Source organism: Plantactinospora sonchi (assembly GCF_036422035.1).
GTDB lineage: Bacteria > Actinomycetota > Actinomycetes > Mycobacteriales > Micromonosporaceae > Plantactinospora > Plantactinospora sonchi.
Window position 1 is genome coordinate 93,750 of sequence record NZ_JAZGQK010000038.1, and the last position, 19,433, is coordinate 113,182.

The window sequence follows — 19,433 nt, forward strand, 5'->3', positions numbered from 1 at the left end:
CGTCGTGCGCCGGCCGCCACCGGCCGGCCCGCGACCCGGTCAGCGGCTGTCGGAACCGGCCGAGCTGATCACCGCCCGACCGGCCTCCAGCCGGGCCACCGGTACCCGGAACGGCGAGCAGGAGACGTAGTCGAGGCCGACGGAGTGGAAGAAGTGCACCGACTCCGGGTCGCCGCCGTGCTCGCCGCAGACCCCGAGCTTGAGCCCGGGTCGGGCCGCCCGTCCCTCCTCGGAGGCGATCCGGACCAGCCGCCCGACCCCGTCGGCGTCGATCGACTCGAACGGCGAGATGCCGAAGATGCCCAGTTCGAGGTAGCGCCAGAAGAACGCGCCCTCGACGTCGTCACGGGAGAATCCCCAGGCCATCTGGGTCAGGTCGTTGGTGCCGAAGGAGAAGAACTCGGCCGCCTCGGCGATCTGGCCGGCGGTGAGCGCCGCCCGGGGGACCTCGATCATCGTGCCGATCAGCACCTCGACGGCCTGTTCCCGGGTCACCTCCGCGATGATCTTCTCGGCTTCGGTACGTACCGTCTCCAGTTCCTGCACGGCGCCGACGAGCGGCACCATGATCTCCGGCTTCGGGCTCCCGCCGGCCCGGGCGCACTCCACCGCCGCCTCGACGATCGCCCGGACCTGCATCGCGAACAGGCCGGGGATGACCAGGCCGAGCCGTACGCCGCGCAGGCCCAACATCGGGTTCTGTTCGTGCATCCGGCGTACCGCGCTGAGCAGTTGCTCGTCCCGGGCCGCGTCCTCGCCGCGCTCGTGGGCGACCGCCACGTGCACCGCCAGTTCCTCCAGCGAGGGCAGGAACTCGTGCAGCGGCGGGTCGATCAGTCGTACCGTCACCGGCTGCCCGTCCATCGCCCGGAAGATCTCCGCGAAGTCGGCCCGCTGCAGCGGCAGCAGTTCGGCGAGCGCGGCCTCCCGGTCGGTGTCGGTGGCGGCCAAGATCAGCCGCTCGACCAGTTCCCGCCGGTCGCCGAGGAACATGTGCTCGGTGCGGCACAGGCCGATCCCCTCGGCACCGAACCGGCGGGCCCGGGCCGCGTCCTCACCCGTGTCGGCGTTCGCCCGGATCCCCAGCCGGCGCTGGGCGTCGGCGTGCGACATGATCCGGTGTACGGCGGTCACCAGTGGATCGTCGGCCCGCTCCGGGTCCAGTTCACCCTCGAAGTAGCGCACCACCTCGGAGGGCCAGACCGGCACCTCGCCGAGGTAGATCCGGCCGGTGGTGCCGTCGATGGAGACCACGTCCCCTTCCTCGACGGTCTGTCCGGCCACGGTGAAGTTCCGGTCCCGGACGTTGACGTCGAGCGCGTCGGCGCCGCAGACACAGGTCTTGCCCATGCCCCGGGCGACCACGGCGGCGTGGCTGGTCTTCCCGCCGCGTGAGGTGAGGATGCCCCGGGCGGCGATCATGCCCGGCAGGTCGTCCGGATTGGTCTCCCGGCGGACCAGGATGACCGCCTCACCGGCGTTGGCCAACTCCACGGCCCGCTGGCCCTCGAAGACCACCTTGCCGACCGCCGCGCCGGGCGAGGCACCGATGCCCTGGGCCACCGGCCGCAGGTCGTCGCTGAGCTTGAACCGGGGGAACATCAGCTGGGCCAGCTGGTCGCCGTTGACCCGGTGCAGCGCCTCGTCGAGGTCGATCAGTCCTTCGTCGACGAGTTGGGCGGCGATCACGAACGCGGCGGCGGCGGTCCGCTTGCCGACCCGGGTCTGCAGCATCCACAGCTTGCCGCGTTCGATGGTGAACTCGATGTCGCACAGGTCCCGGTAGTGCTCCTCCAGCCGGGCCATGATGGCGAGCAGTTCGTCGTACGCCGGCTTGTTCAGTTCTTCGAGCTGTTGCAGCGGTACGGTGTTGCGGATGCCGGCGACCACGTCCTCGCCCTGCGCATTGGCCAGGTAGTCGCCGTAGATGCCCTGGGCGCCGCTGGCCGGGTCGCGGGTGAAGGCGACGCCGGTGCCGGAGTCCGGTCCGAGGTTGCCGAAGACCATGCTGCAGACGTTGACCGCGGTGCCGAGGTCGGCCGGGATCCGTTCCTGTCGGCGGTAGAGCACGGCCCGTTCGGCGTTCCACGACTCGAAGACCGCGTTGATGGCGAGTTCGAGCTGTTCGAGGGGCTGTTGCGGGAACTCCCGCCCGGTGTGCTTGACGAAGATCTTCTTGTACGTGCCGACCAGTGCCCGCAGGTCGTCCGCGTCGAGGTCGAGGTCGTCGGTGGTGCCCCTGGCACGCTTGCACTCCTCCAGCGCGTGCTCGAACTCCTCGCCCGGTACGTCACAGACCGTCTTGCCGAACATCTGGATCAGTCGACGGTAGGAGTCCCAGGCGAACCGCTGGTTGCCGCCGGCCTGCCGGGCGAGTCCGGCCACGCTCGTGTCGTTCAGGCCGACGTTGAGCACCGTCTCCATCATTCCGGGCATGGAGAACTTGGCGCCGGAGCGGACGGAGACGAGCAGCGGGTCGTCCGGGTCGCCCAGCCGGCGCCCCATCGCCTCCTCCAGCGCGCCGAGGTGTGCGGTGATCTCCTCGGCGAGTCCGGCCGGCCGGGAACCGGTGGCCAGGTATGCCTGGCAGGCCTCGGTGCTGATGGTGAAGCCGGGCGGTACCGGCAACCCGAGATTTGTCATCTCGGCCAGGTTGGCGCCCTTGCCGCCCAGGAGATCCTTCAGATCCTTGTTGCCCTCGGTGAAGTCGTAGACGTACTTCCGGTCCGCCGTCTGCTGCGATGCCACGGAGCCTCCTACCCGCGTCGTTCGACACTGAACGATGGTTTAGCCGCTCTCCAGGTACCCCGGTGACGGTCGTCCGTACCAGGGCAACCGCTGGCGCTGTGGGGCGAAGGTTAAGCGACCCTGGGGGCCTGCGGGAGCTTTCGGTGACAATGTGCACACCCGCGAAGGCTGTCCGTGTTCGCGAGGTTGCGTGGGAACGGTCCCACGAACATGATCGAGCAGCGCCGGGCGGGGCGCCGGCGGGCGAGGGCGGTGGGAACCGGCCGGAGTCGAACCGGCGTCCTCCGCCTCCGCAAGGCGGCGCGACGACCTCTGCGCTACGGATCCCACCGGCAGGCGAGCCTAGTGCCTCCGGCCGATCGACGACAGGGAATGATCATGGATCGCGCACCGTTGGGATGGCGGTGACCGAGCGTCGACGAGCGAACCGGACCGGACCGGACCGCCCGTACCACAGGGTGACCAACACTTGACAGACGGCAGTTTCGTACGTACGTTTCATGAGATTTGCCCGGAAATTCCCTGCGGCTTCCCCCGGAGTGACCTGCCGTGCGACCTACCACGTTCCCACCCCGGCTTCCCGTTCAACCCGGCGCCGAGACGCCGATCCGGCTGACCGACGTCCTGCCCGCCCCGGTCCGCGTCGTACCGACCGACGGCGTGGGATACGGGCTGACGCCCGGCACGACGATCCGCACGACGCCCGAGCCGGGCGCGGTCGCGGTCGGCCGCTACCTGGCCGACCTGCTGCGCCGCCCCACCGGCTACCCGCTGCCGGTGGTCGACGCCGTCCCCGGCCAGACCTCCGGCGGCATCAGCCTGCTGCTGGCCGAGCCGGACGTGGCAGGCGACGAGGTGGCAGGCGACGGCGCGGAGCCGACCGGCGACCCGCGGACCACCGACGAGGGATACCGGATCGAGGTGACCAGGACCGGTGTCGTCGTCCGGGCCCGGACGGCGGCCGGACTCTTCTACGGCGTGCAGACGCTCCGTCAACTGCTGCCGGCCCGGATCGAGTCCACCCGCCGTGAGCCCGGACCGTGGCGGATTCCCGGCGGACTGATCGAGGACCGGCCCCGGTTCCCCTACCGGGGCGCGATGCTCGACGTCGCCCGGCACTTCTTCGCGGTGCCGCACGTGCTGCGCTTCATCGACCACCTGGCCCGGTACAAGCTCAACCACCTGCACCTGCACCTCACCGACGACCAGGGCTGGCGGATCGCGGTCGACTCCTGGCCCCGGCTGACCAGCGTCGGTGGCGCCACCGAGGTCGACGGCGGCCCCGGCGGCCACTACACCAAGGCCGAGTACGCCGAGATCGTCGCGTACGCCGCCGCCCGGCACATCACCGTGGTGCCGGAGATCGACCTGCCCGGGCACACCAACGCGGCACTCAACGCGTACGGCGAACTGGCCCCGGGCGGAACGCCGCCGCCGGAGTACACCGGCACCGACGTCGGGTTCAGCTCGGTCGACGTGACCAGCGAGCGGACGTACCAGTTCATCGACGACGTGCTCGGCGAGGTCGCCGCGCTGACCCCGGGGCCGTACCTGCACATCGGCGGGGACGAGGCGTTCACCCTGAAGGCGGCGGACTACACCGCCTTCATGAACCGGATCCAGCCGATCGTGACCCGGCACGGCAAGGCGGTGCTCGGCTGGCACCAGCTCGCGGTGGCGGAGCACAGCCCGGGGCGGGTCGTCCAGTACTGGGGCACCAGCACCGAGGACCCGGTGGTGGCCGCCGCCGTCGCACAGGGCGCCAAGCTGCTGCTCTCCCCCGGCAACCGGACCTACCTCGACATGAAGTACGCCGAGACGACGCCACTGGGCAAGGACTGGGCCGGACTGGTCGAGGTCCGCGACGCGTACGACTGGGACCCGGGCAGTTATCTGGCCGGCGTACCGGCCGATGCGGTGCTCGGCGTCGAGGCGCCACTGTGGACGGAGACGGTGGTCTCGGTCAGCGACATCGAGTTCATGACCTTCCCCCGGCTGCCCGCCATCGCCGAACTCGGTTGGTCACCGGCGTCCACCCACGACTGGGCGGACTTCCGAGTCCGGCTGGCCCGGCACGGTGACCGGTGGAACACCGCCGGCATCACCTACCACCGCTCGCCTGACGTGCCCTGGCCGGGCACGCCGGTTCGGGCCGACAGCGGCCCGGCCGGAGTCGACAGCGGCCAGGGCGGGACAGCGGAGGTACCCGGTCCGCGCCCGGGCCTCGTACCCGAGGAGTCGGCTGCCGTGCCGGAGCCGCGCCCGGCTGTCGACGACCAACCGACCGCAGCCGGCTGACGCCGACCACCCGGCCGGCCGGGCCGGGTGGTCGGCCTGCCCCGGTCCCCGGCGGCCGCTGTCGCCCACGTCAGGCTGGTCCGGGACATCGTGACCGGTGGGGTGGGTGCCGGCCTCACCGCATCCGAGCCGACAGTTCCTGCCGCACCTCCGCCATATTGATCACGCCACGGAGCAGTCTGTTCGCGGCACAGTCGGGGCTGTCGAGCATGGCCAGCAGCAGGTGGCTGGTGCCGACGTCACCCGTCTCGCGGATACCGACAGCGTGGCGGGTGACCGCCGCCGCGTCCGCGCCGAAGACCGGGTCACCCCGCCGGCTGCGCCAGCGGTACGTCCGGTCGGCCGCCGACCCCGGCTCCGCTGGCACCACCGCGCGTGCGGTGGTCGCCGCCACGTCCAGCCCGCTGCCAGCGAGGATCTCGCCGGCGGCGTTGGTGGCGGCCCAGGGCGGCGCGAAGCTCCGCTGCCGGGCGCGCAACTGCTCGTCGAGCGAGAGCACCGCGGCGAGCAGACCCACGCTGTCCACCTCGGGAGCACCCATACGCACGGTCTGCCGCACCGCCTCCTGTTCCAGAACCGGCACCAGAACACCGACACCGGACCGCAGCACCAGACGGCTCAGCCTGTGGCGCAGACGGCCGGGGGCCGCTCCCCCCTCACCCGGACGAGTCAGCACACCCGCCGCGGTGAGGAAATCCGCGCTGCGTGCCGTCGGCGACCCCTCCGCCGCGATCGACGAACGGATCGGCACGGCATGCCGGATGTGATCCCCGGTAACCCCCAGGCTGGCCAGCACCTCCATCGCCCGACAGCCGGGGTCTTCGGTCAACGCCAGGAACAGGTGCATGCCGTGGGCGTACCCGACGCGCTCGGCCCTGGCGATGTCCAGCGCCTTCCGTACGGCGGAGTAGCTGGCCGAACTCCAGGACGGGGACGGGTCGGTGACCTCCCGGCGCAGATCGCGCCGGGCGTCCCAGGTCGCCTCCCGGAGGACGGCCAGGACCTCCATGTCGAGGGGTGACTGTGCGTTCACCGGAGGCTCGGCCGGTGACTCGTCCAGTCGCGGGTCGTGGGCCGCCTCCCTGAGCTGCCGCAGTTTCGGACCGAGCAGGTGCGCGAACGACGGCAGCCGGGTCGCCAACTCGACCACCAGGTCGAGCGTACGGACGGTGCGACGATCTGCCCGCCAGGCGGCGGCCGCCGCATCGGCCAGGGTCCCGATGACCGCCGTGCCGGCACGAGCCGCCCAGGTCGTCACCAACCCTTACCCCAGCCGCGGATCACACCGATCAGCCATCCGATGATCCCACCGATGAGCTTCCCCATCTCGACGATTCCGTCGTCACCTCTGGACACCATGCGTCCGCCCATTTCACCGTACTTGATCCCATTCTTGCCGTCTTTGTCGCCCCGTTCGATCGACTCCTTGCCCTTCCGGGCAGCCTCGTTCATCCGGTAGCGCCACTTGTCGAAGAGCGTGGCGCCGCCCCGGTGGTCCTTGATCCGGCCGGGGAACCACTCGTGCGTCGGCTCGTACTCGGCCCGGTGCCGCCCAACGTAACCCTCTTCGTCGGTCCTGTGCTTCCCGGTGTAACCCCCACAGTTGTGGACCAGGATCGGCGAATCGGCGTCCACGTAGTACGTGTGGATATCGTCGACGGTGAGGTTGTGCACGGTCGCGACAGCGGCGTAGGCGACGATCGCGATCACCGTGGCCCGGGCCCCGTCGGGTGTCAGCAGGCGATCGTTGGGCTTGAGTCGATCCGCGCGCACCCAGTCCTGCTGGCCCGGCGACCAGAACGGATGCCCGTCGGTCGCGGTGAGGGTGGCGTCGGATCGCCCGTCCCCGTCCGTGTCGACACTGACGTCGACGAGCCGCTTCTCACCCTCGCCGCGGATCAGGGCGGTGACCGGTCGCAGACCCTCTTCGCCGGTCTCCGGATCCGAGGCACGGACGACGTCGTCGAGCCTGATGTCCTCGATGGCCCGGTAGCTGCCATCCCCCATCAGAACCCTGGTGCCCGGCAGGAAGCTGTTCGGCACCGGACAGCCGGGCGAGTCGGGCTTGCCGCCCTTCACCGCCTTCTTCGCCGCACCCACCCCGCGGGCAGCGGTCTTGGCCTGGCGGACCCCGGGAATCATGCCCGCCACACCCATCGCGCAACCCGCGCGGTCACCGCCCGCGCAGGTCTTGATGGCGTCTATCGCACCCGCCACCGCGGCCACCGCACCGGCGGCGGCGGCCACCACCTGCGCCGGAGGCGGCAGCACCGCCGCCACGACGGCGACCGTGCTGGCGACCGCCGCGATGGTACCGGCGTTGTTGACCACCGTCTTGGCCGCCGACTTCGCGGCCCCCGCCACCGCGTTGCCCGCCCTGCTCGCCGCGTTCTTGACCTTGCCCCAGAAGAGGCCGTCCGGATCCGAGAAGGTGACCGGGTTGTTGTTCGCGTACGCGAACGGGTGCATGCGCTGCGGGTCGTACTCGTCGGTCTGAGCGTCGACGGAGATGAACGCACCGAGGGTCGCGTCGTAGAACCGTGCGCCCAGCAGGGACAGACCGGTGGGATCCGCGATGCCGTCCACAAACCCGCGCTGCCCGGACGGCCAGGTGCCGCCGCTGCCGCCGGCCCGTACCCTGCCGAACGGATCGGCGTACCGGACCGTGTCGACCCGGGTGACGGAGTTGACCGCCCAGTGTGCGGAGTCGTGCTGGTCGGCGCCGAGCCAGACCACGTCCTTCAGGCCCGAGACACTGCTCGCCGACCGGGACGCGACGGTGTCACCGGCGTGTTCGTAGTAGCGGGTCGACACCGTCTCCTGGCCCGAGACGGTCAGTTCGTGCCCGGCGACGAAGACGCTCGCCGCCCCGTTCGGGTCGATCCGGGCGATCCGGTTCCCGTCGACGTCATAGATCATCCGGGTGGAGCCGCCCGGTCCGCTGATCTCCGTGAGCTTGCCCTGCGCGTTCCAGTCGTACGTCTCGCTGACCCCGCCGACCCTGCGGTAGGTGAGGTTGCCGGTGGCGTCCCAGTCGTAGTGGTCGACCCGGTCGCCCGTGGTGACCGTGCGGACCGCGTGCGGTTGCCCCGCATCGGGCTCGCCGTAGCCGTACCGGGCGACCGTCCCGGTGCGCCGATCGGTCACGGAATCCCGGGAGCCGGCCTGGTCGTAGGCGTACGACGTCCAGTAGGGGGAGACACCGCCGACGTCGCCGGCGGCCGGCTGGTCGACACAGTCAGCCACGCCCTGCGTCCAGGCCTGGGTGAGCCGACGAAGGTGGTCGTACTGGAAGCACTGGACGTCGCCGGCGCCGGGCCGTGGCTCGCCCTCGTTGTCCTGTGGCCTGTTCGCCACCGACAACACGTTGCCGGCCGGGTCGTACCGGTAGGACAGCGCGGCGACGTTGGTGACCGTCGCGTCACGGTCGAAGTAGAAGTCGGTCAACCGCCGGGTCGGCGCGTCGTAGACGTACGTCTGGTACGCCTGCGGCTTGTCGTTGACGCCCAACTTGCGCTTCAGCAGCTCGCCGTGGGGCGAGTAGGTCGCCTCGTCCACGTAGACGGTGTTCCGCCCGGACGGGTACGAGGTGCCGACCAGCCGGGTCACGTTCCCCACGTCGTCGTAGGTGTGCGCGATCGTCTCCCGTTCCAGCGCGCCGACCTTCGGCAGGTTCGTCCGGTCCGGTGAGCCGTCGGCCCTGAAGGTGTACGTCGACACGTAGGTGCCGGCGGCCCGCTCCAGGCCCGGCGCGGCCGGGATCACCGACTCCTCGTCCATGACCTGGTACGCGTCGCTGTACGCGAAGACCTCCCGGCTGAACCGGTGCCCGTTGAAGATCGACACCTGCTTCGACAGGTGCCCCTTCGCGACGGTGTCGTAGGTCCACTCGGCGGCGAGTTCGCCGTTGACCAGGCGTTTGCGCTGCCGCCCCAGCAGGTCGTACTCGGTGGAGACCATTTCGCCGCGGGCGTCGGTCGACGAGGTCACGTCGTCGCCACCGTCGTAACTCAGGACGGTGACGCCCTTCTCCGGATCGGTGGTCCGCACCTCGCGGCCGCGCAGGTCGTACTCGTAATGCCAGACCCTGCCCAGCGCGCTGGTCACGGTCGCCAGGTCACCCCGCGGGGTGTGGGTGTACCGGGTCGCGTCGTATTCCCCGGTCGGGGTGCCGACCCGGTACTGCCGCAGTTCGGTGGTCCGGTCACGGACGTCGGTGATCGTGGCGGTGGCGGTCCCACCCCGGGGCGGGGTGACCGCGACCTGCCAGCCGTCGGGGTTCCCGCCGTAGCTCGTGATCTTCGCCCAGAGCTGGCTGTTACCCTCCCACGTCCCCTCGTTGACCACCCGTCCGACGGCGTCGTAGCTGAGGGTGGTCCGGACCCGGTCCTCACCGGGGGTGCTCTGCAGCAGTGTCCGGTCCGGTGCGCCGCTGACGTGGTTGGGCCCGGACCGGTACGCCTCCAGGCCACGGTCGTTGTAGCCGGTCGACTCCACCAGCCGCCGGCCGTCCAGGGCGGCCTCCTGGGTCTGCACCGGGCGGTAGAGGGAGTCGAAGAACCCGATCTCCGTCAACTGGTTGCCGTTGGGACCGAGCCGCTTGGTGGTGACCACCAGCGGCCCGTCGTTCCGGACGAGATAACCGAACTCCAGATTCGGGGTCTCGGTCGACTTCGACCGACCGGGCAGCCAGACCCTGGTCAGCCGGCCGAGCGGGTCGTGTGCGAGATCGGTGCGCTTGTCGTTGGCGTCGACGACGGCGGTCGGCTCGGCCCAGGCCGGCTGCTGGTAGGTGGTCACCTCGTGGTCGAGTGGGTTTCTGGTGACCGTCTGGGTGACCGGCCCGGGGCCCGCCGGCGTGTAGGTGGTGCGGGTCACCCCGCCCCGGGCGTCGGTCTCGCTGGTCACCCGGCCCAACTCGTCGTAGGACGCGCGTTTCGTGGTGGCGTAGCGCGGCCCGCCGTCCCAGCTGTCGAGCGTCTCCTCCCAGGTGACCAGTCCCCTGGTCGGGGTGGCGCCGTGGACGCTGGATCCGTCGTGGTAGGTCCTGACGTCGGAGACGACGTCGGCCGGCCGGGCAGTCGTCGCCGTGCACGCCTTGGCGACCTTCTCCACCCGGGACACGGCCTGCCGGATCCACCGGTCCTGGTTGCGGACGTACGTGGTCCGGGTGCAGGTCTCGTCCCCCGACCGGGCCGTGTCACCCAGCTCGGAGACGGTCAGCGGCTGACCCTCGTCGTCGTACGTGGTCACGGTCTCGGTACGGGCCCAGTGGCCCGGCGCGAGCAACTTGCGGGTCTTCTGCACCGACGGTCCGCCGAGGTACGCCCGGTCTGTTCCACCGGTGTGCCGACGCGCGGCGGTCTCGCGGGTCCAGTACTGCGTCGTGGTCGATTCGACGATGGTCGAGCCGTCGAGCTTCGCCTCCTCCAACGGGAAGCCGGCCAGTGCCGGATGGTCCCGGTGCTGGCCCTTCTCGGAGTCCGTCACCTGCACCGCGCGCCTGGTGCCGTCAGGCATCGGCTGCCCGTCCAGTCCCCGGTAGAACCGCTTCCGGGTGGTCAGCGGCACGCCCCGGCCCGGCTCGCCGACCATCGTCGTGACCTGGGAGTAGCCGCGCCACTGCCCGTACGTGCGGTGCTTCTTCTTGGTGAACTCGCTGTCGTCGTAGCCCCACAGCGCGGCGACGCCGCCACCCTCGGTGCTGTAGGCGTAGCGCGTGGTTTTCGCCGGCTGGTCGGCGGTACGGTCGATCTCCGAGATCTCGGTCACCACGTACCGGTGGAACCAGTCCAGTTTGGGCTCGGAGTAGCCGTCCGGCGTCCAGTAGACCGGGTAGCAGCGCCGCGAGTTGTTCTCCACCGGACTCGGCAGGTCGTTGGTGTCACAGTCGGTCGCGGAGTACGTGACGTGGAGGTCGGCGCCCGACTCGGTGCGGATGTTCTGGATCCGCCACCGGGAGAAGATCGGCGCCCCGGCCAGGGCGTTGGCGCGGTTGGCCAGCTCCACCCCGGTGAACCGGACCGGCGGGTCGGTGACCGTACCGCCGACGTGGCCGGCGTGCACGATCTCCTTCAGCCACAACGACGCCGACCCGGCCACCTTCGGCGCCTTGAACTCGTGCGCCAGGCTCCAGGACTCCACGTCGGAGAACGAGCCGCCGGCACGGACCTGCGTGGTGATTTTGGTGAGCCGCTTGGTGCTGAAGAAGACCGGGGCGAGCTTGTCCGTGCACGGCGCGGCGGCACACTCCCGGTCCCACGGCACGTCCGGCCAGTTCGCCCGGACCGGCTTGCCGTCCTTGTGGCACTCCGACGCCAGACACCGGTCGGCGGTGGTGAACAGCACCTGGGCGCTGGCGCCGACGCTCGGGTAGGCCTCGTGCAACCCGTACTCGATCTTCGTCAGGTGCCCGCCGCGGACGAACGAGACCCGCCTGTCCTTGTCACCGGCCGCGCCGTAGTAGCCGGTCTCGCTCTGGTAGTGGTAGCGGACCGTGTTGCCGTGCACGTCGACGGCCTTGTCCAACATCCACCGCCACGCCTGCGCGCAGGAGGAGCTCTTGAACTCGGTCGCGTGGCACTTCTCGTCCGGATGGTTGCCGAACACCGGCACCGTCCACCGGGAGTTGGCCGAGCCGGCCTCACTGGCGAAGAAGTACCGGGTGCCGTCCGGAGTGGTGACCGTCCAACGCTCGGTCGTCGCCGTACCCGGGGTCGCCGCGCCACCCGCCAGCTGGACCTTCCAGTTCGCGTCGCTCTGCACCCGCCAGACGCCGCTCGAGTCGTCCTTGATCAGAGAGGCGTTGGTGCCGTTCAGCGAGATCGTGACGTTGGGCGATTCGCCCTTCCAGCACTGGTCGTCGGTTTTCTTGTCCTTGTTGTTCGGCGCGTCGCCGTCCGCGTTCTCCCGGTCGTCGGTGCAGGTCGCGTACGAGCGCTCGATGAAGCCGGGCGCGTACTCCCAGCCGTCGCCGATCCAGGACGCCTGGTTGTTGGACCCGGCCATCCGGCCGTCCACCACCTGCGACGAATAGCTCAGCGATACCTCCGGCAGCGGTCCCTCCGCCGGAGGTAGCCGGACCGGGTTCGTGTACGAGAAGGACCCGGAGCTGTCCCCGGCCGTCCACGACCCCGACGCCTTGAGGTCGGTCGCCCGGTAGTCGCCGTCCTCCGACGCCTCCTCGGCCGTGACGGCGAAGACCATCGGCGCCCCGTCGGAGTTGTCCACCGAGGTGGACAACGTACGGGTGGCACGGTCGTTGGTCGTCTCGACCGCCGCCGCCCGCTGGCACTCCGACCGCTGCGGCGTCGTCACCGCGCAGGCCGGCAGTCGCAGCAGGGTCAACCGGTCGCCCCAGCCCGCGCCGTAGAGCTGCCGGAAGCCGGCGTAGTCGATGGACGTCCGGAGCGGCCCCGATCCGCCGTCGACCACGACAACCGGGCCGCTGACACCGAGCCGGAGCGAATGCTGCTCGTCCAGCACCCGCGCCTGGGGCTGCCGCGGTGTGCGCCCGCCCGGCAGGGCGGAGACGGTCACCGGCAGCTCACCGACCAGGTCGGTACCCCGCCGGTCCGGACCGCCGGCGGCCGGCGGCGTCGCCCGGGCGGCGGTCGGCCAGGTCGCTCCGGTCGGGCCGGTCCACCTGCCGCCGTCGTCGGGTAGCGGCGTCCGGTCGACCGGCACCGGTCGACCGGACCGGGCCGCCGCCGTGCCGATCGCGCGGTCGCCGTCGGGCACCTCGGCCCCCCGGGCCGGGCGGGCCACGCTGAGGGTCGACGCCACCAGCACCACGGTCATGCTCAGGGCAACTGTCTGCCAGGGACGGGAGAGGGCCGTGCGTCGCCGAGACATGGGCACCTTCCTGACACGAGAGGGGGATGGGAAGAGCGCGAGAGAGGAGAGGGAGACAGCGGGAGGAGAAGCGCGTGGAGGACGCGTGGAGGAGAGGTGTCCCGACCGGCGAGCGACCCGGTGGGTCGCCCGCCGGATCCGGTCAGCCGGCGGCGAGGTCGGCGATCCGGTCGGGGTCGACCGTCGACGTCCAGAGGCGTACGTCGTCGACGACGCCGCCGAGCGGGGACGACCGGGTGCCGTCGGTGGAGCCGTTGCAGCCGATCAGCGTCGGCCCGCCGGCCATCCATGGGCTGGCCGGGCCGCCGCTCTCGCCCTCCAGCACACCGTTGACGTACAGCCGCACCTTGCCGGCGGCCCGGTCGTACACCCCGGCCAGGTGGGTCCACTGGCCGAGTGCCGGCGGCTGGGCCGACCCGGCGATGTGCCAGGTCGGCGAACCGCCCGACGCCGAAGGCATGGCGAAGTGCCACCGGCCCGCGTCGGGGTTGTAGCCGAGGAAGAAACCGGGAGCCCCGCCCGCGGCCTGGGTGGCCACCGCGTGGTGCCCGGTCAACCGGTCGACCACCACCCAGGCGCTGACCGTGAACGAGGCGTCGGTACGGACCCCCGGACCCGCCGTCTGCGCGCAGGAGTTGGCCGCGAGTTCCAGGCCCAGTGCGCCGTCGCGTCCGAAGCCCCGGTCCCGGGTCCAGGCGTACGCCCCGCTGATGGTCAGGTTGCGGCCGTTCCCGGAGACGTCGGTGAGGTACGTCGGGGTGTCGCTGGCCGGCCCGTCCAGCGGCCAGAGCGCCTCCTGCCGCACCCCGGGGTTGCCGCCGTGCAGCGTCGCCACCTGGGCGTCGGTCAGTGCACCCCGCCAGGCCCGGGCGTCGGAGACCGCCCCGTTGACCCGGTCGCCGTAGGCACCGGCGTACCAGGCACAGCCGACGGTCATCGCCCCACCGGCCCGCCACGGGGTCTGGTTGGCGGCCACCGATCCCGCCCGGACGCCGTTGACGTAGAGAACCATCTGGCGCGCGGTGGCGTCGTAGACACCGGCCAGGTGTGTCCACCGGCCCACGTCGGCGGTGGCCGCCTGGGGAGACAGCACCATCTGGTAGTGGGTGGCCTCGTTGTCGTTCGCGGTCATCGTCAACGACCAGTACGGCACCCCGCTGAAGTAGCGGGTCCCCAGATACCAGCCGCTGACCCGGACACCGTTCTGTCCGAGGACGGTCTGGTTACCGGCGCCGACGGCGGTCAGCCTGACCCATGCGGCGACCGTGAACGACTCGTCGGTACGCAGCACCGACGCCTCCGACGTCGCGCACTTCGTACCGTCCAGCACCATCGCGGACTCGGTCCGGCCGTACTGGTCGTCGGCCCAGCCGACACCCTCCGGCACCACCAGGTCGGAGGAGCGACCGGTCTCCTCCGCGCCGTTGCCGTGCAACTGCCAGTCGGCGACCAGCCCGGCGGGCAGTTCGGTCGCGGCGCGGGCGATCTGCGCGTCGGAGAGCAGCCCCTGCCAGACCCCGACGTGGTCGATTCCGCCGATCAGCTGGTGCCAGACCGAGGTCGTGATGCCCGCGCAGCCGACCAGGAGCGGGCCCTGGGCGTTCCAGGGCGTGAACGGGATCGCGCCCTCCGCGGCGAGCCGGCCGTCGAGGTAAAGCCGCATCACCCTGGCGACCGGGTCCATGGTCGCCGCGACGTGCTGCCACACCCCGAGTGGCGTCGCGGTGGAGGCGGTGATCGTGGCGAACGTCGCGTCCGCCGCGTCGGAGCCGCTCAGGGTGAACTGCCACCGGTCACTCGGACCGTTGTAGCGCAGGTAGAACGAGGACCGGGCGACACCGGCCCGGGCGGCCAGGGAGCGGTAGTCGGACTTGTCGGTCATCCGCACCCAGCCGGCGACGGTGAACTCGGCGTCGGTGCGTACCCCCGTGGCGCCCTGCGCGCAGCCGGTGCCGTCCAGGGTCAGCGCCGCGCCGCCGTTGCCCCGGCGGTCGGGACCGTAGCCGAGCCCGCTGCCGACCGTCAGGTTCCGGCCCTGGCCCGAGTCGTCGAGTCCGTCACCGTCGAACCGCCAGGCGCCGTGCGACTGGGCCTCGGTGATCCGGCCGGTGAAGAAGTCGAACGCGGTACGCGCCGAGTAGTTGCCGGCGTTGTCCTGCGCCCAGACGTAGACGACGGTACGGCCGGCGACCGGCGTGAACGTGATCGTCGTCGTACCGGTCGACGCCTTGAAGGTCTGCTGGGCGTCGACACCGATGCCGTAGGCGAACTGCTTCATCCCGGAACGGGCGTCCGACGAGGTGAACGAGAGAGTCACCGGCTGACCGACGACCGGGGTGCCGGACGTCCGGGTGACCACCGGGGTGGTCGGGGCGGTGTGGTCCAACCGGAAGTAGCAGTACCCCGTCCACCCGGTCGTGTCGACCTCGTCGACCCCCTGGACCCGCCAGCTGTAGTTGCCCTCGGCGAGGGTGGGCGTGGTCCACCCCCGCTCGGCACCCGAGGTCGTCCAGGCCGAGGTGGCGTCGGCGGGGTTCGTCGGCCCGGTCAGGTCGAACCTGACCTTCACCGTGCCGTCGCCGTCACTGGCCTTGCCGTAGAGCGTCGGGGTACGACTGGTGATCCACGGCCCGGGGGAGGCGGTGTTGCAGCCGCCGCCCGGTGAGGTCCGGATGGCCACCGGCGAGGTGGGCCTCGACTGGTACGTCGCCTTCAGTTTGACGTTCGCCGGGTCGAACTTCGCCCAGTGACCGCCACTCTCGCTCGCCATCCGGAGCCCGAACGTGATCGACGTGTAACTCGCGTTCGCGTGCCGCTGGACGTGGTAGCCGATGTCCGGATCGTCGAACTTCAGCCAGTTCGCCGACTGCCCGCACCCGACGTTGGCCTTACCCGTCCTGGTCTGCAGCGGGCCGCCGTGCAGCCACTGGCCGGCCATCCCGTTCCAGGTCGGGGTGGCGCTCGCGATCGAACTCGTCTGCCAGATGCCGATCGACTCGCCCGCGCACCAGCCGGTGTGCACCAGGTAGGCGTCCAGACTGGTCGTGTTGACCAACCGCTTGCCGACCAGCGTCGAGACGTCGAAGTAGAAGTGCGACCGCCAGACGTCGCCGTGGTTGTCGTAGTTCGACCCCACCCGGGCCACCTCGCGGGGCCAGGAGGTGCCGGAGGTCCACCGGGTGTTCGGGTTGGAGTCGTTCACCGGGGCCCATCGGGCCCACTTCTTGTCGTAGGTCGGGTCGATGAAGATCGGGAAGTGTCCGCTGTCCAGCACCTCCGGGTCGGCCGCCACGGTGAGCGAACCCGCGTCGACCCGTACCTCGGCCGGTGCGACCAACGCCGAGTCACTGGGGCCCCGGACGGTCGAGGTGTCGGGTCCAGCCGGATCCGACCCGCTCACGCCGTCCGTACCGGCACGGTTCGCGGTCGTCGGGGCGGGCGCCGAGTCCCAGGCCGTGGCCGGCGGTGCGGCGGCGAGCAGGCCGTTCGGCCCGGTGATGGTGACACCGCCGTCCGCCACCGCCACCTCGGCCGACCCGCCCACCACGTACGCCGTCCGCCGCACGGCGGGATTGCTCGCCGCCTCGGCGCTGCCGACCACGAGCAGGTGCGAGAAACCGCCGCGTTCGGCACGGACGACCAGGTCGACGTCCGGATACACGTCGGGATAGGTGATGGTGTCGCCGACGACGACACCCGGCGGCAGCGGAGCCGGCCAGCCGAGCGAGAACTCGGCGCCGGCACCCCTCATCGTCGCGAAGGGTCCCGCGCCACCGGGTGAGAAGACGACGTCCGCCGTCGAGGCGACCGGGCGGACCAGGCCGTCGGCCCCGACCACCAGGGTGGTGTCGACGCTCACCCAGGAACCGTCCCGCTGTGCCCGCTGCGGCTCGGACCAGGACTCGAACACGAAGTCACCGGACGGCTGGGCGAGCACCCGGGTCGTCTCCGACGCCTGGGCCAGCACCTCGACCTCGACGCCGCACGTCGCGGCGAGGGTCTGGGCCGCTCGTTCCGAGCCGGCGGACGGTACGTTCCCGCCGACCGCCGGAGCCGGACAGGTGTCGGGCTCACGGGCCGACGCCGATGAGGGTGTCCCGATCACGGAGATCGAGGACACGACGGATAGGGCCGTCAGAGCCGCCAGAACACGCGCAGCACGGATCAGCACAGACACGATCACGACCCCCGTATCGCAACCAGTGAATGAGATTGCCGGGAGGCTATCGAGTGATCGTCTGTCGTCAGCCGAAGATCGTCGTTCGGCACGCGGACCGTGACTTCCGACATGACGCTCGAATGTAGACGGTGGCAGTCCTAACCCGACGAGTCACCGCGAGCACCGGCCGTCGTGGTCAAACAGCGACAGATCAGCCGCACACCCTCGGCCGTCGCGGTCCGACGGCGACGACTCAGCCGCCGGAGTCGGCGAGCTCCGCACCGGTCGGGACCTCGGCACTGTCCCGGTCGGCCAGCCAGCCGTCCGGCAGGACCACCTTGCCCGGCGAGTTCGTCCGGCCACGAGGCTGCCCCAGCGTCTGCACCGGAAACGGCTCGGCCGTGTCCAGCTTGCCCAGCAGGTCGTCCAGTTCGGCCAGCGAGTTCACCATGGCCAGGGCGCGCCGCAGCTCGCTGCCGACCGGGAAACCCTTCAGATACCAGGCGACGTGCTTGCGGAAGTCGACACAGCCGTCCCGCTCGCCGTTGGGGTTCCGACCGCCGTCGGCGTACCAGTCGGCCAGCAGCTCGGCGTGCCGGCGCATGGTCACCGCCACCTCGCCCAGATCCGGCAGTCGCCGCTGCGGCCGGCCGTCGAACGCCGCCGCCAGGTCGGCGAAGAGCCACGGGCGGCCGAGGCAGCCCCGCCCGACCACCACACCGTCCGCCCCGGTGTGCGCCACCATCCGCAACGCGTCGTCGGCCTCCCAGATGTCACCGTTGCCCAGCACCGGCACGTCCAGCGCCTGCTTGAGGGTGCCGATGGCGTCCCAGTCGGCGGTCCCCGAGTAGCGCTGGGCCGCCGTACGGCCGTGCAGGGCCACCGCCGCGACGCCGGCGTCCTGGGCGGCGAGCCCCGCCTCGACGTACGTCAGGTGGTCGTCGTCGATACCCTTGCGCATCTTGACCGTGACCGGCACCCCGGCGGGCGCCGCCGCCCGCACCGCCGACCCGACGATCCGGGCGAAGAGCCGGTGTCGCCACGGCAATGCCGCTCCCCCGCCCTTGCGGGTGACCTTCGGCACCGGGCAGCCGAAGTTCAGGTCGATGTGGTCGGCGAGATCCTCCTCGACCACCATCCGCACGGCGGCGGCGGTGACCTCCGGGTCGATGCCGTAGAGCTGGAGGCTGCGCGGCCGCTCACCGTCACCGAACGCCACCATCCGCAGCGTCTTCGGGTTCCGCTCGACCAGCGCCCGGGTGGTCACCATCTCGCAGACGTACAGACCGCCGCCCTGTTCCCGACAGAGCTGCCGGAACGCGACATTCGTGATGCCCGCCATCGGGGCCAGCACCACCGGGGGCCACACCGTGTGCGGTCCGAGTGTCAACGGACCCGGTACGGGATTCGGCAGGGTCGGGGCGGCAGGGCTGGCAGTCACGCCTTGAAGTGTAGGGAAGGGAGTGCAGCTGATCGTGCCGCACGGGACCCGGCGGAGGTCAGCCGACCACGCCATGGTGCATCGGGCGCTCGCCCTGGACGAGCGGCCCCGCGACGCCGGGCTGTACCAGGTCTGTTCCCCGGCCCGCGCGGTGGTCGACGCCGGCAGGGAACTGCGTGACCTGCGTACCGTACGCGCGATCATGGCGGAGGCGGTGCAGCGCGACTTCACCGACCGGCCCGCCTCGACGAGGAGGTGGTCCGGGCGCGCCGGAGCCGCACCGCCCTGGTCCGACGGGCGCTGCAGGAGATCATCCAGGGCGTACGGTCATCGCCGGAGGCGGAGTTGCGGGAGTGCCTGGGCCGCAGCCGGCTGCTACCCGAGATCCTCTGGAATCCCCGGCTGCTCGGCCCGGACGGCTCGATCCTGCCAACCCCGGACGGCTACCTGCCCGACGCCGCGCTCGCCGTGGAGGTCGACTCCCAGGAGTTCCACTTCGCTGCCGCCGACTGGCATCGCACCCTGGACCGACACAACGAACTGAGCCGATACGACGTCCTGATCCTGCACTTCACGCCGGCCCAGATCCGCCGGGACCCAGCCCGGGTACGACAGATCGTCGAGGACGCCTACCGGAGTCGCCGAGGGTTCGGTGCGCGGTCCGGGGTGTTAACAGGGGCCCCTTCCTATAGAGCCTGTTTCTGAACCTGCTTGTCGGTGAGGTGGTAGGAGGCTGGTTGGTTCCGGCGTGGCGGCTGGGTATGGTCGCGGGCTCTTGATAGGCAAACGGTTCCTACACCCAAGCCAGTCAAGAGCCCGCGATGTCATTGAACCCTGTCCCGGATGTTGCCGGAAGCCCGCCCGGCGGCGTGTGCCTGTGGCTGCTACTCCCGGCCACGGCATTACCCGTCGGACACCACCGACGCCCAGTGG

The 19,433-nt window shown here is 71.0% G+C and carries 6 protein-coding genes, 1 tRNA gene and 1 pseudogene; 2 read left to right on the top strand and 6 right to left on the bottom strand.

What is annotated here, in order from left to right; genetic code table 11:
• Positions 1–39: 39 nt before the first annotated feature.
• Complete coding sequence (ppdK, locus tag V1633_RS34250) at positions 40–2,748, bottom strand: pyruvate, phosphate dikinase (RefSeq protein ID WP_331218446.1); 2,709 nt, start codon at positions 2,746–2,748, stop codon at positions 40–42.
• Between the two features lie 253 nt (positions 2,749–3,001).
• A tRNA-Arg gene (locus V1633_RS34255) sits at positions 3,002–3,076 on the bottom strand.
• Between the two features lie 275 nt (positions 3,077–3,351).
• Between V1633_RS34255 and V1633_RS34260 the strand changes: the two are divergent.
• Positions 3,352–5,046: pseudogene (locus tag V1633_RS34260) on the top strand (beta-N-acetylhexosaminidase); the annotation flags it as partial.
• A 115-nt stretch (positions 5,047–5,161) separates the two neighbouring features.
• Here the strand turns inward: V1633_RS34260 and V1633_RS34265 are convergent.
• The 4 genes from V1633_RS34265 to dusB all read right to left on the bottom strand — a co-directional run bounded on the left by V1633_RS34265 (position 5,162) and on the right by dusB (position 18,500).
• Positions 5,162–6,304: a Clp protease N-terminal domain-containing protein gene (locus V1633_RS34265; protein WP_331218447.1), complete on the bottom strand. Its 1,143-nt coding sequence runs from the start codon at positions 6,302–6,304 to the stop codon at positions 5,162–5,164.
• Positions 6,301–12,900, bottom strand: a complete 6,600-nt coding sequence (locus V1633_RS34270; RefSeq protein WP_331218448.1) for a polymorphic toxin-type HINT domain-containing protein — start codon at positions 12,898–12,900, stop codon at positions 6,301–6,303. Before V1633_RS34270 ends, V1633_RS34265 begins: the two co-directional genes overlap by 4 nt.
• A 142-nt stretch (positions 12,901–13,042) precedes the next feature.
• Positions 13,043–17,020: a LamG domain-containing protein gene (locus V1633_RS34275; protein WP_331218449.1), complete on the bottom strand. Its 3,978-nt coding sequence runs from the start codon at positions 17,018–17,020 to the stop codon at positions 13,043–13,045.
• Between the two features lie 292 nt (positions 17,021–17,312).
• The gene (gene dusB / locus V1633_RS34280; protein WP_407952158.1) at positions 17,313–18,500 is read right to left on the bottom strand and encodes a tRNA dihydrouridine synthase DusB; all 1,188 of its coding nucleotides are present in this window, start codon (positions 18,498–18,500) and stop codon (positions 17,313–17,315) included.
• 255 nt (positions 18,501–18,755) lie between these two features.
• On the opposite strand from dusB, the gene V1633_RS34285 reads away from it, so the two are divergent.
• Positions 18,756–19,205, top strand: a complete 450-nt coding sequence (locus tag V1633_RS34285; RefSeq protein WP_331218450.1) for a hypothetical protein — start codon at positions 18,756–18,758, stop codon at positions 19,203–19,205.
• Positions 19,206–19,433 lie beyond the last annotated feature (228 nt).